The 15,906-nt window shown below is 61.1% G+C and carries 13 protein-coding genes; 3 read left to right on the top strand and 10 right to left on the bottom strand.

Translation table 11 applies throughout. The features are described from left to right. Both LG409_RS08970 and LG409_RS08965 read right to left on the bottom strand, forming a co-directional pair. Positions 1–633 (bottom strand): helix-turn-helix domain-containing protein, encoded by a 633-nt coding sequence (locus LG409_RS08970; protein ID WP_039177909.1) that lies wholly within the window; start codon positions 631–633, stop codon positions 1–3. A gap of 85 nt (positions 634–718) precedes the next feature. Then, positions 719–1,660 carry a histone deacetylase family protein gene (locus LG409_RS08965; protein ID WP_227408042.1) on the bottom strand — a complete coding sequence of 314 codons (942 nt, stop codon included), beginning with the start codon at positions 1,658–1,660 and terminating at the stop codon, positions 719–721. Positions 1,661–1,766: 106 nt separating this feature from the next. Between LG409_RS08965 and LG409_RS08960 the strand changes: the two genes are divergently transcribed. Further along, a complete protein-coding gene (locus tag LG409_RS08960; protein WP_039177913.1) occupies positions 1,767–4,514 on the top strand; it encodes a bifunctional acetate--CoA ligase family protein/GNAT family N-acetyltransferase in 2,748 nt (915 codons plus the stop codon). A 56-nt stretch (positions 4,515–4,570) separates the two neighbouring features. Here the strand turns inward: LG409_RS08960 and pdxH are convergent, their stop codons facing one another. Continuing rightward, entirely contained in the window at positions 4,571–5,215 is a 645-nt protein-coding gene (gene pdxH, locus LG409_RS08955; protein WP_096922983.1) for a pyridoxamine 5'-phosphate oxidase, read from the bottom strand. Positions 5,216–5,380: 165 nt separating this feature from the next. On the opposite strand from pdxH, the gene LG409_RS08950 reads away from it, so the two are divergent. Then, positions 5,381–6,073: a cytochrome b/b6 domain-containing protein gene (locus LG409_RS08950; protein ID WP_096922984.1), complete on the top strand. Its 693-nt coding sequence runs from the start codon at positions 5,381–5,383 to the stop codon at positions 6,071–6,073. Between the two features lie 2 nt (positions 6,074–6,075). Here the strand turns inward: LG409_RS08950 and LG409_RS08945 are convergent, their stop codons facing one another. The 3 genes from LG409_RS08945 to LG409_RS08935 are packed head-to-tail and all read right to left on the bottom strand — an operon-like array spanning position 6,076 to position 7,639. Beyond that, complete coding sequence (locus LG409_RS08945; RefSeq protein ID WP_039177918.1) at positions 6,076–6,471, bottom strand: DUF2069 domain-containing protein; 396 nt, start codon at positions 6,469–6,471, stop codon at positions 6,076–6,078. Continuing rightward, positions 6,468–7,097, bottom strand: coding sequence for an NAD(P)H:quinone oxidoreductase (gene wrbA / locus LG409_RS08940; protein WP_096922985.1), 630 nt, complete (start codon positions 7,095–7,097; stop codon positions 6,468–6,470). Before wrbA ends, LG409_RS08945 begins: the two co-directional genes overlap by 4 nt. Continuing rightward, the gene (locus LG409_RS08935) at positions 7,094–7,639 is read right to left on the bottom strand and encodes a gamma-glutamylcyclotransferase family protein (RefSeq protein ID WP_227408041.1); all 546 of its coding nucleotides are present in this window, start codon (positions 7,637–7,639) and stop codon (positions 7,094–7,096) included. Before LG409_RS08935 ends, wrbA begins: the two co-directional genes overlap by 4 nt. A gap of 137 nt (positions 7,640–7,776) precedes the next feature. On the opposite strand from LG409_RS08935, the gene smrA reads away from it, so the two are divergent. Next, the gene (smrA, locus tag LG409_RS08930; RefSeq protein ID WP_016913852.1) at positions 7,777–8,367 is read left to right on the top strand and encodes a DNA endonuclease SmrA; all 591 of its coding nucleotides are present in this window, start codon (positions 7,777–7,779) and stop codon (positions 8,365–8,367) included. A gap of 58 nt (positions 8,368–8,425) precedes the next feature. On the opposite strand, the gene LG409_RS08925 is transcribed toward smrA, so the two are convergent. From LG409_RS08925 to metH, 4 genes are all read right to left on the bottom strand, one after another. Next, positions 8,426–8,968 carry a DUF934 domain-containing protein gene (locus LG409_RS08925; RefSeq protein ID WP_039177925.1) on the bottom strand — a complete coding sequence of 181 codons (543 nt, stop codon included), beginning with the start codon at positions 8,966–8,968 and terminating at the stop codon, positions 8,426–8,428. Next, complete coding sequence (locus tag LG409_RS08920; RefSeq protein ID WP_096922987.1) at positions 8,955–10,613, bottom strand: nitrite/sulfite reductase; 1,659 nt, start codon at positions 10,611–10,613, stop codon at positions 8,955–8,957. The genes LG409_RS08925 and LG409_RS08920 overlap by 14 nt, the downstream gene beginning before the upstream one ends. A gap of 138 nt (positions 10,614–10,751) precedes the next feature. Then, positions 10,752–12,041 carry an MATE family efflux transporter gene (locus LG409_RS08915; RefSeq protein ID WP_227408040.1) on the bottom strand — a complete coding sequence of 430 codons (1,290 nt, stop codon included), beginning with the start codon at positions 12,039–12,041 and terminating at the stop codon, positions 10,752–10,754. 29 nt (positions 12,042–12,070) lie between these two features. Next, positions 12,071–15,766: a methionine synthase gene (gene metH / locus LG409_RS08910; protein ID WP_227408039.1), complete on the bottom strand. Its 3,696-nt coding sequence runs from the start codon at positions 15,764–15,766 to the stop codon at positions 12,071–12,073. Positions 15,767–15,906 lie beyond the last annotated feature (140 nt).

Raw genomic sequence — 15,906 nt, 5'->3', positions numbered from 1 at the left:
CTATACCAGATCTCCACGCGTACAGACCGAGAGCACCACGGCATCGTCCTGGCTGGTCGACACCAGCGCGTGGCCCATGTCGCTGTCGAAATAGATGCTGTCACCCTCTGCCAGTACCAACGGGGCATAAAACTCGGTGTACAGCATGATATCGCCGTGCAATACCATCAAAAACTCTTCGCCGTCGTGACGCACCCACTGATGATATTCGTCAAAGCTGCGGGCGCGCACGATGGTCTTGAACGGGATCATGCGCTTTTGAGCCAACTGATGCCCCAGTAGCTCGTGTTCGTAGGTGGGGGTGGGGTGCAGCTGCCCTTTGCCTTTGCGAGTAAGATCGCGACGCCCCATGGTGTAACGCTCACGCTTGGGCGGCGTAAACAGCTGCGGCAGGTCGATATTCAAACCGCTGATCAGCTTCTGAACCACCCCGAACGTAGGCGAAACCTGATCATTTTCGATCTTGGACAGCGTCGAACGGGCAATGCCGGTACGTTGGCTCACATCTTCCAGGGTCCACTGGTTGGCCAGACGAATCTGCTTCAACCGCTCACCCAGGCGCAGCGGTTCGACAAAAGGTTTTCGCCCTGAGGCAATGCGCAGCGCGGCATGCTCTTCGGAAGTCGCGGTCATAAAGGTCACGTAGTGAGAGCGTCAATGAGAGAGAACGTCAACGAAAGCCGCATGGTACCACAGGCAAAAGGGGCGCGGTGGCGCCCTAGGGCGTATCGGTGAAAGGTAACCCCAACAGGGCCTTGAGATGTGCTTCACTGCTACTGGCCAATGAAGTCAGGTTATAGCCGCCTTCCAGCACTGACACCACTCGGTTGTCGGCATACAGGGCCGCTATCTCCATGGCCAGGTGCGTCACCCAGTAAAAGTCCTCGTCCTCCAGGCATAGGTCGCCCATGGGGTCCTCGCGGTGAGCATCGAACCCCGCCGAGAGCATCACCAGGTCCGGTTTGAACGCATGCAGCACCGGTAGCCACTGACGTTCGATGGCGCTGCGAAACGCCGCGCTGTCGGTACCGGCCTCCAGCGGGGTGTTGACCACGTTCTGCCACTCGCTACGCAGGTAACGCCATGGATAGAAGGGGTACTGGAAGCTGGTACAGACCAGCACATCGGGGTCATTCTTGAAAATATCGATGGTGCCGTTGCACTGATGGACATCGAAATCGAGTATGGCGATACGCCGAGCGCCATATTTTGCGCGGGCATGGGCAGCGCCCACCGCTACGTTGTTGTAGAAGCAGAAGCCCATGGCGTCGGCAGCTTCCGCATGGTGCCCAGGGGGTCGGACCGCACAAAACACGTTGTCTGCCTGCCGTTTGTAAACCTGATCGACACCACGAATCACCGCTCCGGCCGCCACTCTGGCCGCTTTCAGGCTCTCCGGGTTCATCATGGTATCGCTGTCCAGCGTCACGATACCTTCATCGGGCACGCACTTCTCCAGCGCTTTCAGGTGGCGCAGGGGGTGCACCCGCGCAAGCGCTTCATCATCCGCTTCCTTGGCATCCCCCTGCATGGTTTGTTGCAGCAATCCGCTCAGCGACAGGCGTGCACGAATGGCTTCCAATCGCTCAGGGCTTTCAGGATGTTCCGGCCCCATGTGGTGCAATACGCAATGGGGGTGGGTAAGGTAGGCGGTAATCATGCAAGTGCTCCGGTGACGGTAAAGCCACCTTAATCGCCCCGGGGGCTTGCGCGACAGTGTCAATAAGTCGTACACAGTAGGGACCCATGTCAGAGGAGATGCCTTCGTGAGCACACGCTTTCTGCACCATTTTTTCGAGCCTCGCTCCATTGCCGTGTTTGGGGCGTCTGAAAAGCCTGAATCGCTGGGTGGGCTCGTGTTGGGCAACGTGCAGGAGGCGGGCTTCAAAGGTGCGCTATGGGCGGTGAACCTGAGGGGCTACGACAGCGTGTTTGGAGTCAAATGCGTCAGAAATGTCGACGAGCTGCCGGAAGTCCCTGATCTGTGTGTCATCTGCTCGCCTATCGAGGGCGTGCCTCGCTTGATCCGCAAGCTGGGCAAGTTCGGCGCCAAGGCCGCGCTGGTACTGTCAGGCGGCGCCTATCTGGACCGCGAGGAGGGCGACAAGGGGTCGATTCGTCAACGCATGCTGCAGGCCGCTCGGGAATCTGGCATCCGAGTGCTGGGCCCGGAGTGCATGGGCCTGATCGTGCCAGGTAAAAAACTCAATGCCTCTTATGCCAGCCAACCTATCAAGGCCGGGCGAGTCGCGTATCTGGGCCAGTCCGGCATGCTGGCCAATGCGATGATCGACTGGGCGGCGGGGCGGGACGTGGGCTTTTCCCATCTGATTACCGTGGGTGACAGCGTCGATGTGCTGCTGCCCGATTTGATCGACTACGTGAACCAGTACTCACCGGCCCAGGCCATCCTGCTGCACCTCGAACGGGTCACCGACGCCCAGCATTTCATGACCTCCGTGCGGGACGCCTCGCGCAACCGACTGGTGGTGGCGATCAAGAGTGGCCGAACCCCGCAATCGGATATTTCCGGCATGCCGCCGACGCCAGGAATCGCGAACCGTGACGTAGTGTTCGACGCTGCCTTTGCCAGGGCGGGGGTGGTACGGGTGAATGATTCGGACGAGATGCTGGATGCGCTGGAAACGCTGTCACGCATGAAACCACTGCGGGGAGACCGCCTGGCCATCGTGTCCAACGGCCTGGGCCCTGCCATGCTGGCCATCGACAAGCTGATCAGTGCCGGAGGAACGCTGGCCGAGTTCGACGCCGACACCCAGGCGGCTCTGCACAAGAGCCAGGTCGACATGAGCAAGCCGGGGGAAAACCCGGTAGACCTGGGGGGCAACGCCACACCGGAGCGCTTCGTCGAGGCGCTGCAAATCGTCACTGCAGACCCCAATGTCGATGCGGTACTGGTGGTTCACGCCCCCACTCGGCTTGCACCTTCGGTGACCACTGCCCAGGCGCTGATCGATCACCGCAAATCCTTCAAGCGCAACCTGCTGACCAGTTGGATGGGGCTCAAGGAAGCCCTCAACGCCCGCCATGTCTGTAATCTGGCGGGGATTCCTACCTATACGTCACCGGAAAAAGCGGTCAAGGCTTTCATGCACATGGTCGACTATCAGCGGGTGCAGGCGCTGCTGCATGAAATTCCGCCCAGCCTGCCGTTTTCCACCAGTCCGGCGATTCGCGCCGAGTGCCGTGCCCTGATCAAACACGCCAAGGAGCAGGGGCGGCAAACGCTGACCCACTCGGAAACCGCCCGGGTACTGGAAGCCTACGGCATCCCCACGGCAGAGAGTGTCTACCTTCAGTCGCCGGAAGAAGCCTTGCAGGTAGCAGAGCGCTTCCCGGGCCCCAAGGCGTTGAAAGTGATTCACGACGGCAACTGTCGGCCCTATCGTTATCGAAAACATCCCCACAAGATTTCGGCAGGCCTGCTGCAGGACCTCGAAAGCGCTCAGCAGGTGGCCGATGGCGTGCGCCAATTGGGAGACAAGGTCCGTGAGAAATTTCCCGAGCACAGCGTGCGTGAGTACTGCCTTCAGCCCATGCAGCGGGGCAAGCACTCCATGCAGATATGTGCCGGCATCACCCGAGACCCGGTGTTCGGCCCGCTGATCGTGTTTGGTATCGGGGGCTACAAGGTCAACGTGCTGGCGGACCGGCAGGTGGCGCTGCCACCGCTGAACATGAGCCTGGCCTCGGATGTGGTTGGCCGCACCCATGCTGCCTCGCTGATCCGTGAACACTCTGCCGACCCCGAGCGGGACATCCAGCGGCTCTGCCAGCTGCTGGTCAAGCTGTCACAGATGGCCTCCGACCTGACCGATCTGCGCGGCCTGGAGCTCAACCCGCTGTTGCTCAACCGTGACGGTATGCTGGCGGTGGATTTTGCCATGGATTTGGGCACTCCCGCCCGGTTCGCCATCATGCCGTACCCGGAAGAGCTGCGGGAATGGGTCTCCCTGAAAAACGGTTGGCAGGTGGAAGTGCGGCCAATTCGCGCAGAAGATGCGCCGCTGATCACCGCCTTTCACCGGCAGCTGTCGGAGGAGAGCATCCGTTTTCGCTATTTCCACAACAAGTCCAGCCTGACACAGCGTGACCTCTCGATTCTCTCGCATATCAATTATGACCGGCAGATGGCCTTCATTGCCGAGCATCAGCACGACGATGGCAGCAAGGAGATGCTGGGAGTGGTGCGAGTGTGGAACGACCCCGACAACATTCGCACCGAGTTCTCGATCATCATTCGCGATGATTTGCAGGGCTTGGGGATCGGTAGCCTGCTGATGAAGAAAATGATCGATTACTGCACCAGCATCGGCACCCTGGAAATGATCGGCAAGATCATGGTGGACAACCACCCCATGCGGGCGCTGATGAAGCATTTGGGGTTCCGCTGCCGCTATAACATGGAGGAGCAGGTAATCGATGCCGTGCTGAGACTCAACGAGCCGGATAGCGAATGGCAGCGCCACCGCCTGGAGAGCCTGCCGGATTAAGGGCGGGTACTGCCTGAGGAGCGGCCTCCTCAGGCAAGGTTACATGGAAAGCAACGTCAGGGCGCCAGGCGGAAGCGACTCCACTCGCCCCCATCGCGGCGCTCGTAGCGCAGGCGGTCGTGCAGGCGGCTTGGCTGGCCTTGCCAGAACTCGATCATTTCAGGATTGACTCGATAACCTCCCCAGTGAATCGGGCGTGGAATCGTCTGGCCCTCATACGCCTGCTCGAAGCGCTTCTGACGCTCCTCGATCCAGTTGCGGTCAGGAATCACCACGCTCTGGGTAGCGATCCAGGCGCCCAGCTGGCTGCCGCGAGGTCGGCTGGCAAAATACTCGTCTGACTCTGCCGCGGGAACCTGCTGGACAGGCCCTTCGATACGCACCTGCCGTGACAGCGACGGCCACCAGAAAGTGAGTGCCGCGTAAGGCACATTGTTGAGCTCGCTGCCTTTGTGGCTGTGGTAGTTGGTAAAAAACACCATGCCCTGGGCATCGAAGCCCTTGAGCAATACCACGCGAGCATGGGGGCGTCCCTGGCTGTCTACCGTGGCCAGGGTCATGGCGTTGCCATCCTGGCCTTCCTGTTCCAGGGCAAGGCTGAACCACTCATCGAACAGTACAAACGGGTCGCTGGGGGCGGCAGCCTCTTCCAGACGTCCACCTTCATAGTCGCGCCTGACATCGGCAATGTTACGTGTCATGAGCGGATCTCCCTTGCTTTCATCAGTTGTATGCAGGTTATGTTCGCTGGTCTGTGCGTAAAGCTCAAGCATTGATCATGGCTCGCTCCGATGCCGACGCTTGTGACTGTGATACCAACGTGGATAATGAGACACCTTGCCAGCACCATGACAGAGGAACGGGGAATGCAGAAGCAGACAAGACGCATTGCAGTGTGGGATGTGCTGATACGCCTGTGCCACTTGGCCTTGCTGGTCGCCGTCGCCCTGGCCTTTTACACGACCAAAACCGACGGAGCCCCGTTTCTGTTTCCCATCGAGGTGCATGCGCAGGCGGGCTACGTGATTCTGGGGCTGGTCGTCTTCCGCGTACTGTGGGGCCTGGTGGGCAGCCGCTACGCTCGTTTCTCGACCTTTCTCTACTCACCGACGCGCACCACCGACTATGTCCGTGCGCTGATGAAGCGCCAGGAGCCTCGCTATGCCAGCCACAACCCGTTGGGCGGCTGGATGGTCGTGCTGCTGCTGTTGAGTCTGGGATTTCAAGCCCTCAGTGGCCTGTTCCTGAGTGACGACATCTTTTTTCAGGGGCCGCTGAACGGCTGGGTCGAACGTGACCTGAGCCGCGATCTCGCCAGGCTACATGCCTTGAACAGTGATCTGCTGTTGATATTGATCGGCGTGCATGTGGCGGGGGTGGCGCTGCATGGTGCCAAGGGGGAAGGGCTGATGGCGGCCATGGTCACCGGCGTGAAACGCTTTGCCCGGCCGCCTGTGGATGAAGCACCCGCCGTTCACTCGGCGACTACTCAACGGCTGTGTGCCGTCGGTGCGCTGCTGGTGGCGGCGGGTGTCAGTGGTTGGCTGTGGTTTGCGTAAGATCAGCCTTTCAGGTGCTGCTGACGGCTACGGAAACGCGCGTAGCCCATGCAGCCGGTGAATAGCGCCAGTGCCACGATGGCTTCCAGCACGCCGCGCAGACCTTGCCCTGGCAGCGTGGCCAGCATGACCCCTTGGGTGAAATAGAGCAGACTGACGAAGGCCAACCAGGCATGGCCGCGCGCACGCTGGCCAATGATCGAGGGCAGAAACAGTATCAGCGGCAGAATGAATGCCACCACCGGCCGCCAGTTGAAGTCGTCCCCTTGAATGAAAAACCCGCGATAGATGACCAACAGCAGCAGTAGCGCGAAACTCCCCAGTACCAGCTGGCGAGAGTAACGGGTCAACGTATCCAGTCCATGGCGCTGTTCCAGACCATCCAGCCACTGTCTCATGATGCCTCCTTGCGGCGCATTGCTTCGAGTGCCAGGGCCAGACGGGCAATGCGCTTGCCTTGTGCTTGGCACAGCGCACGTTCGTCGGCATCCACCGGACGGTCACTGCGAGCCCCAGCCACGTGGCTCGCCCCGTAGGGGGTTCCGCCGGTTTGGGTGCTCAGCAGCTCGGTTTCGCTGTAGGGTACGCCTGCGTACACCATGCCATGGTGCAGCAGGGGCACCAGCATACTCAGCAGCGTGCTCTCCTGGCCACCGTGAAGGCTAGAGGTCGAGGTGAAGGCACAGGCGGGTTTATCGATCAGTGCACCATTCATCCAGAGGTTGCTGGTGCTGTCCAGGAAGTACTTCAAAGGGGCGGCCATGTTGCCAAAGCGGGTCGGGCTGCCCAATGCCAGCGCGCTGCAGTGGCGTACATCGTCCAGCGTGGCGTAAACCGCGCCTTCTTCCGGAATCTCGGGGTCGACGGCCTCGCAGGTGGTCGATACTGGCGGCACCGTGCGCAGGCGCGCTTCGATACCTGCCACGCTTTCCACGCCTGCGGCCAGCTGTCGTGCCATCTCTGCCGTCGCGCCTGAGCGAGAGTAGTAGAGAATCAATACATAAGGGGTAGCATCGCTGCTCATGGTCGCTCCTGAAGGGGCCTGAAGTAGGCAAGGACGCTGCCTGGGGTTGGCGGCGGCGTCAAAGATGTGGGGTATGTTACCAGAGCGGCCAGGTCGACAGGAGGGGCAAGCCAACGCTGCCCGAGGGTTGGCAAGCGCACATATACCCAGGCCTGCTGCCCGTTGGCCAGCGGCTGTTTGATGCGGTTATAGCGCACTCCCAGCCGTTCGTAGCGGTCCAGCCTTTCCAACTGATCTGCCGTCACGGTCAACAGCAGCCCCTCCACGTGGGCCGCCGGGTTGGGCGACAGGTCGAGGCCCCGGCGTTCGAAGCCCGGTAGCCGTGCTTCGCTTGGATTGCCGGACGCACCCATGACCACCCAGCGCACCGGCCAGTAGAGCAGCGTGCCGTAGACGAACACCTGATGCGTGCGCGGTTCGATCTCGGCCACGGTATCGGGGCGCTCATAAAACCAGGGGCTCAGCATGGTCAGCCACAGCCACCCGGCCATACCGATCAGCAGTAGCGCTATGAGCCACAGCCCGCGTTTGACCCAAACCATGGGCATGACTCCTCAGGTTGCAAATCTCTCAGCTTGAACGGCGTGACGGCACAAGACAAGTCTTAAGCAATATCGCGGGGTTTGCTACGATGGTAGAAGATAGCGTGGCACTCTATAGCTGACGAAAGGAGCCTGATATGAGTCAGTCACTTCGGGATGAGTTGGATTTCCGTTCGCTAGTCGGCGAGGTAACGCCGCTGGCCAAGCGAAACCGTGCCGATACAGGCCCTCGGCGGCAAACGCCCTCCGAGGCGCAGCTGGCCAGACGTGAGAGCGCCGCTCAGCGCTTCGATGAGCGCAATTTTCTGTCCGATGATTTTGTCGATCTGCTGCCTCCTTTCGACCCCATCGAGTTTCGCCGCGAGGGGACCCAGCAAGGCGTGGTCGATAAGTTGAAGCACGGCGGTTACAGCGTTCAAGCTCAGCTTCACCTGCTGCGCAGACCTTTGGCGGAGTGCCGGCGCATGCTGTTTCCGTTCATTCAGGAGGCCTATGCCCACGACTTGCGCTCGGTGCTGATCGTGCATGGTCGTGGCCGCGAGCTGGATAGCCCAGCCAACGTATTACGCTCTTATATCGCCAAGTGGCTGACCCAGTTCGACGAAGTGCAGGCGTATGTCTCCGCCCAGCCGTCGGAGGGCGGGTTGGGCGCCACCTGGGTGATGCTGCGCAAGAGCGATCGCGCCAAGGCCCACAATCGAGAGCGCCAGCAGAAACGGCGAGGCTGAACGCAAAAACGCCGACAGGGGCTGCCCCGGTCGGCGTTTTTTTAACGTATGGCCGCGCCTAGTGGCTGGCGGTCAAACGCTTCTCGAACAGCGCCTGACGCTCTTCGACGTCCGTCTGGTAGCGAACGCTGAAGGCGTTGAGGGCACGTAGGGCGTCTTCGGGGTGCTGATCATCCCGCAGGGCCATGGTCGAAAACCCGCAGCGGCGCATGTAATCGAGCTGGTCGACCAACACGTCACCCACTGCACGAATTTCCCCCGTGAAGCCGTAACGCTCCCGCAGCAGGCGGGCAATGGTGTAACCACGGCCATCGGTAAAGGCAGGAAAATCGACGGCAACGGCAGGTGCTTTATCGAGCGTGCTGGCCAGCTCGGCATTCAGCTCGGTATCACTGGCCAGCAGGGGGGCCAGTTCCGCATCTTCCTTGTTTGCCTGCCAGAGCGCCAGCGGCACGAACGCAGGGCGCTGCTCGGGCAGCGCGTCGGCATCGTAGGAAACGCACCAGGCATTCTCTGCGGCCAACTCACCCTCTTCGATCAGGTGATCCACGTGCACCGGCGTCTGTGGCAGCGCTTCGGCTTGAGTGTCATTGCTGGGCATAAACACGCTCCTTGAAGGGTTTCAGGCCAATGCGACGGTAGGTATCCAGGAAGCGCTCGTCTTCGTGGCGTTCGGCCACGTACACTTCCAGCACTTTCTCGACCACACCCGGCACGTCTTCGCGGAAGAAGGAGGGGCCGAGAATCTTGCCTAACGAAGCATCATCGGTGGCGTTACCGCCAATCGAGATCTGGTAATACTCTTCGCCTTTCTTGTCGACGCCCAGAATGCCGATATGTCCAACGTGGTGGTGACCACAGGCGTTCATGCAGCCGGAGATGTTCAGGTCCAGCGGCCCCAGGTCGTAAAGGAAGTCGAGGTCCTCGAAACGCTCCTGAAGCGCCTGGGCGATGGGGATCGACACCGCATTGGCAAGGCCACAGTAATCACCGCCGGGGCAGCAGATGATGTCGTTGAGCGTGCCTACCGTGGGGTTGGCCATGCCCAGCGCGTCCAGCTCGTTCCAGAGTGCTTCGATCTCGTCGACGGGCACGTCCGAGAGCACCAGGTTCTGCTCATGGGTAACACGTACTTCACCGAAGCTGTAACGGTCTGCCAGGTCGGCAACGGCGTCCATCTGGTCGGCGGTCACGTCGCCAGGCGCGTGCTCACGGCGCTTGAGCGACAGCGTCACGGCCTTGTAGCCCGGCACTTTGTGGTCGGTCACGTTGTTGGTGACGAAACGCGCAAAACTGCGGTTTTCACCGCGCAGCTGTTCGTAGGCGTCGATGGCGCTCTCGCTGACAGGGCGGCGCTCGGGCTCCGGGAAGTGCACCTTGGCGGCATCCACGGCGGCCTGGTTCAGCGTTTGCGGGCCATCCTTCAGGTGGGCCCACTCTTCATCGACGCGGCGACGGAACTCTTCGATACCCAGCGCCTTGACCAGGATCTTGATGCGCGCCTTGAACTTGTTGTCGCGGCGGCCAAACTGGTTGTACACCCGTACACAGGCTTCCAGGTAGGTCAGCAGGTGCTGCCAGGGCAGGTCATGGCGGACCACGTCACCAATCATCGGCGTACGTCCCAGGCCACCGCCTGCCAGTACCGAAATGCGCAGCTCACCTTCATCGTTGCGCCACAGGCGCAGGCCAATATCATGCACCTGAATGGCTGCACGGTCCTGAGCGGCGCCGGTGACGGCGATCTTGAACTTACGCGGCAGGTAAGCGAATTCGGGGTGCAGCGTCGACCATTGGCGAATCAGCTCGCACCACGGGCGCGGGTCTTCCACTTCATCGTTGGCGATACCCGCAAACTGGTCACTGGTGGTATTACGGATACAGTTGCCGCTGGTCTGGATGGCGTGCATCTGCACCTTGGCCAGTTCTGCCAGGATGTCCGGCACGTCTTCCAGGGCGGGCCAGTTCAGCTGGAGATTCTGGCGCGTGGTGAAGTGGCCATAGCCGCGGTCGTAGCGACGGGTGATCTCCGCCAGCGCGCGCAGCTGATAGCCCGCCAGCATGCCGTAGGGAATGGCAATGCGCAGCATCGGGGCATGCTTTTGGATGTAGAGCCCGTTCTGCAACCGCAGGGGGCGGAACTCTTCTTCTCCCAAACGCCCTGCGCGGTAGCGTTCCATCTGGTCGCGGAACTGAGCGACGCGCTCATCGACCAGCGTCTGGTCGTGAATATCATAACGGTACATGTGGCACGATCCTGCTAAAAGCGAAATGGTCACGTCGGGACGGACGGTATTGTGCCGCCACCTTAACGCGGGCGTCATATTCTACAAAAGAATATATAATTATCTTTTTATCGTTAAATGCTATTAATGCGTTAGCGCTCAGGCATTCGCCTTGAGGCCGTGGGCCAGCCAGCGTCGTCGCTGCCAAACCCATAAAAAACTGCTGGAATTGAGCAGCCGATAGCATAGCTGGCTCAGCCATACGCCGACCAGCCCGTAGCCCATGACGATGCCGACCCACCAGGCCAAGGGCAGAAATACCAGCCACTGCATGCCCAGCGTCAACAGCATCACGGTACGTTGTGCGCCCGCTCCCATCAACGCCTGGGCCAGCACCAGGGCAGCCGCATCCAGCACGATCATCACGGCGGTAATGCGTAGCGGGAGTGTCCCCAGTTCGAGCAGCGCCGGATCCGTAAAAAAGATCCCCAGAATCTGCGCGGGAAACAGCAGCATGGGGAGCGCCAGTATACTCAACATCATGGCCGCGACGCGAAGGGCGTCCAGCCCCCAGCGATGTGCCTCGCGCTGATCGTCACGCCCCAGGGCTTCGCCCACCAGGCTCATGGCAGCCACGCCAATACCCACGCCAGGCAGAATCAGCAGCAGAGAGAGGTTCACCAGCACATGGCCTACCGCCACGCTGGAGGTACCCAACCGCCCCAGCAGCCAGAACAGCACCACATAGCCCGCGGCAAACCAGAGCTGTTGAAGTGAGTGGGGGAAGGCCAGCCGGACGGTTTGCCATAAGGCCGCCAACGGCAAGGGCTGCCACGTAATGCGCGCCCGCAGCGTTACCCAGGCCCAGGCCAGCAGGCCCAGCAGCAGTGAAAGGCTGGTGCCCATGGCCGCGCCATTGGTGCCCAGCGCAGGCAAGCCTGCCAACCCGTAGATCAACCCCGCGCTGAGCAGCACGTTGACCAGATGCACCGCCACGACAATACGCAAATACAGGTGGGTGTGCTGAAGCCCGTTCCAGTAGCCCCTCAGGCAGAGGGTCATGGCGATCACCGCAAGCGACAGCACCCGCCAGCGAAAGTAGTCGACGGCCACCTGCGAGACATCATCGGCGGGAGCGATCAGCTGTATCCACCAGGGGGCTTGCCACCATGCCCAGGCGGTCAAGGGAACCCCTACCCCCAGGCTGATGAGCAGCCCGGCCTGCAAGGCAGTGGGCGCGGTGCGGCCTTCTCCGAAAGCGTGAGCGGTCTGGGATTGCACGCTGGACGAGAGGCCGAACACCAGTGCCGTCATCATGAACATGGCGTAGCCACCCAGCCCCACGCCCGCCAGAGCCTCCTCTCCCAAGTGGCCCACCAGCGCGGCATCCACCAGGTTGAGCATGCTCTGTGACAGCATGCCCAGCATGACCGGGAGAGCAAGGCGCATGACCTTGCTCTGACGACGAACCGGCGACATCAGCTCGGATCGTAGGAGAGCACGGGCGCCAACCAGCGCTCCATTTCTTCCAGCGACATCTGTTTGCGCTGCGCCAGCGCATCGACCTGGTCACGGGTGATCTTGCCGGTGGAGAAGTACTTCGACTGCGGATGGGCAAAGTACCAACCGGACACCGCCGCCGCTGGCCACATGGCAAAATTCTCGGTCAGCACGAGCCCGGTATTCTTTTCGGCTTCCAACAGCCGGAACAGCGTGGCTTTTTCGGTGTGATCAGGGCAGGCAGGATAGCCGGGGGCAGGGCGGATGCCCTGGTACTTCTCGGCGATCAAGGCCTCGTTGTCCAGCGTCTCTTCCGGCACGTAGCCCCAGAACTCCTTGCGTACCCGCTCGTGGATACGCTCGGCAAAGGCCTCCGCCAAACGATCGGTCAGTGCCTGTACCAGGATGGCATTGTAGTCATCTCCCGCCGCTTCATAGGCTTTGGAAAGCTCATCCACACCATGGCCCGTGGTGACCGCAAAGCCCCCGATCCAGTCAGCCTTGCCGCTCTCCTTGGGGGCGATGAAATCAGCCAGGCTGTAACAGATGCCGTCACGGCCTTTGGTGGTCTGTTGACGTATATGATGCAGACGCTCGACGACCTGGGTGCGGGATTCGTCGGCATAGACTTCGATGACATCGTCGTCCACGCTGTTGGCAGGCCACAGGCCGATCACACCCCGCGCCTGCACGCGTTTTTCATCGATCAGCTTGCGCAGCATCACCTGCGCATCGGCAAACAGGCTGCGCGCCGCTTCACCCACGATCTCGTCGTCGAGAATTTTCGGGTACTTACCGGCCAGTTGCCAGCTCATGAAGAAGGGCGTCCAGTCGATGCGCTCCACCAGCTCGTTCAGGTCGTAATCGTCGAAGGTCATCAAACCCGGCTGCCGGGGGGCCACAGGGATATGCGTGGCCCAGTCGGTGCGGAAGCGCCGCTTGCGGGCCTGTGTGTAGTCCAGGTCGGCGGCTTTGGGGCGACGCTTGGCGTTGCGCTCGCGGACCTTTTCGTACTCTTCACGAATCTCGGCGACGTAGGCCGCCTTGAGGTTGGGCGCCAGCAGCTTGCCAGCCACGCCCACGGCGCGGGAGGCGTCGGTGACGTAGATGACCGGGTGGTCGTACTGGGGCTCTATCTTGACGGCGGTATGCGCCTTGGAAGTCGTCGCACCGCCGATCAGCAGCGGCAGGTTCATGCCGCGTCGCTGCATCTCCTTGGCCACATGGACCATTTCGTCCAGCGAAGGCGTGATCAGGCCCGACAGGCCGATGATATCGGCATTGTGGTCAATGGCGGCCTGGAGAATTTTCTCGGTGGGCACCATGACGCCCAGGTCGATCACTTCATAGTTGTTACACTGCAGCACCACGCCAACGATGTTCTTGCCGATATCGTGGACATCGCCCTTGACCGTGGCCATCACGATCTTGCCCTTGGCCTGGGTCTCGGCGCTTTTCTCGGCTTCGATGAACGGGATCAGATACGCCACCGCCTGCTTCATGACGCGGGCCGACTTGACCACCTGAGGCAGGAACATCTTGCCCGCGCCAAACAGGTCGCCGACCACGTTCATGCCATCCATCAGCGGTCCTTCGATGACCTCGATGGGGCGTTCAGCCTGGGCGCGGGCCTCTTCGGTATCTTCCTCGATGAACGCCGTCACGCCCTTGACCAGCGCATGCTCGATGCGCTTGTTGACCGGCCAGCTGCGCCACTCCAGATCTTCCTTCTTGGCTGCGCCGCTGCCATCTCCCTTGTATTTGTCGGCAATGTCCAGCAACCGCTCGGTGCCATCATCGCGGCGGTTGAGCACCACGTCTTCGACGGCGTCGCGCAGTTCGGCGGGCAGGTCATCATAAACCGCCAGCTGGCCGGCGTTGACGATGCCCATGGTGAGCCCGGCGCGAATAGCGTGGTAGAGGAACACCGAGTGGATGGCTTCCCGCACCGGGTTGTTGCCACGGAACGAGAACGACACGTTGGAGACGCCGCCGGAAATCATCGCATGGGGCAGGTGCTCACGGATCCACTGGGTGGCCTCGATGAAATCGACGGCGTAGTTGTTGTGCTCCTCGATGCCGGTGGCGATGGCGAAGATATTCGGGTCGAAGATGATGTCTTCCGCCGGGAAGCCTATCTCGTCGACCAGCAGGCGGTAGGCGCGTTCACAGATTTCCACCTTGCGGGCGAAGGTATCGGCCTGGCCCTCTTCGTCGAAGGCCATCACGACGATCGCCGCACCAAAACGGCGACATTTGGTGGCCTGTTCGCGGAACGCCGCTTCACCCTCTTTGAGCGAGATGGAGTTGACCACCGCCTTGCCTTGCACGCACTTCAAGCCCGCCTCGATGATGTCCCACTTGGAGGAGTCGATCATGATGGGCACCCGGGCGATGTCAGGCTCCCCGGCAATCAGGTTGAGGAAGCGCACCATGGCTTCCTGCGACTCCAACATGCCTTCGTCCATGTTGATGTCGATGATTTGCGCGCCGCTCTCGACCTGCTCCAGCGCCACTTCCAGCGCCGTGGTGAAGTCCTCTTCGACGATCAGGCGTTTGAAGCGGGCCGAGCCGGTCACGTTGGTACGCTCACCCACGTTGACGAACAGCGAGTTGGCCTCGATGTTGTAAGGCTCCAGGCCCGCCAGGCGGCAGGCGCGACGGCGCTCGGGCACCTGACGGGGCGCCATGCTGTGAACGGCCTCGGCAATGGCGCGGATATGTTCCGGCGTCGAGCCACAGCAGCCGCCAATGATGTTGACCAGACCGCTCTGGGCAAACTCGCCCACGATGGCCGCCATCTCTTCTGGCGTCTGGTCGTACTCGCCGAACTCGTTCGGCAAGCCCGCATTGGGGTGTGCCGACACGAAGGTATCTGCCTTGGTGGCCAGCTCTTCCAGGTAAGGGCGCAGTTCCTCGGCGCCCAGCGCACAGTTGAGGCCCACCGAGAGGGGCTGGGCATGGCGAATGGAGTTCCAGAAGGCTTCGGTGGTCTGCCCTGACAGGGTGCGCCCGGAGGCATCGGTGATGGTCCCCGAAATCATGATCGGCAAACGACGGCCCAGGTCTTCGTAAAGCTCTTCAAGTGCGTAAATGGCGGCCTTGGCATTGAGCGTGTCGAAAATGGTCTCGATCATGATCAGATCGGCACCACCCTCGATCAGCGCGTTGGCGGCTTCGTAATAATTCTCGCGCAGCTCGTCGAAGGTCACGTTGCGCTTGGCGGGGTCGTTGACGTCCGGCGACAGCGATGCGGTACGCGAGGTAGGCCCCAGCACGCCGGCCACATAGCGGGGGATGTCGGTTTCCGCGGCCACGGCATCACACACCTCTCTGGCCAGCCGGGCAGACTCCCTGTTCAGCTCGGGCACCAGGTCTTCCATGCCATAGTCGGCCTGGGAAAGTCGTGTGCTGTTGAAGGTGTTGGTTTCGAGAATATCGGCGCCTGCCAGCAGGTAGTCGCGATGGATACGGGCCACCACGTCGGGACAGGTCAGGGCCAGCAGGTCGTTGTTGCCCTTGAGATCGGAAGGCCAGTCGTGAAAACGCTCGCCACGAAAATCCTCTTCACTGAGCTGGGCATTCTGCAGCATGGTACCCATGCCGCCATCCAGAATCAGGATGCGTTGGGTCAGGCGTTGGGTAAGGGATGCAGTCAAATCACTAGCGGCCATGGCAGGGGAAGTTCTCCAGCGTCTCGGTCGAAAAGGATATTCTTGTTGTCGTCGTCATGGGTGAGCGGCGCTTATCATACCAAAGGGTGCTCGCAAGGGCAGCAAGTAAGCCATGCCGCTCGCCCAATAGCCGACTAAAA

Origin of the sequence: Halomonas sp. NyZ770 (genome assembly GCF_020616575.1) — a bacterium.
In the GTDB taxonomy this organism is placed as follows: Bacteria; Pseudomonadota; Gammaproteobacteria; order Pseudomonadales; family Halomonadaceae; genus Vreelandella; species Vreelandella hamiltonii.
Note: the sequence above shows the minus strand (reverse complement) of the source record. Positions and strands in the feature narration are given on the sequence as shown.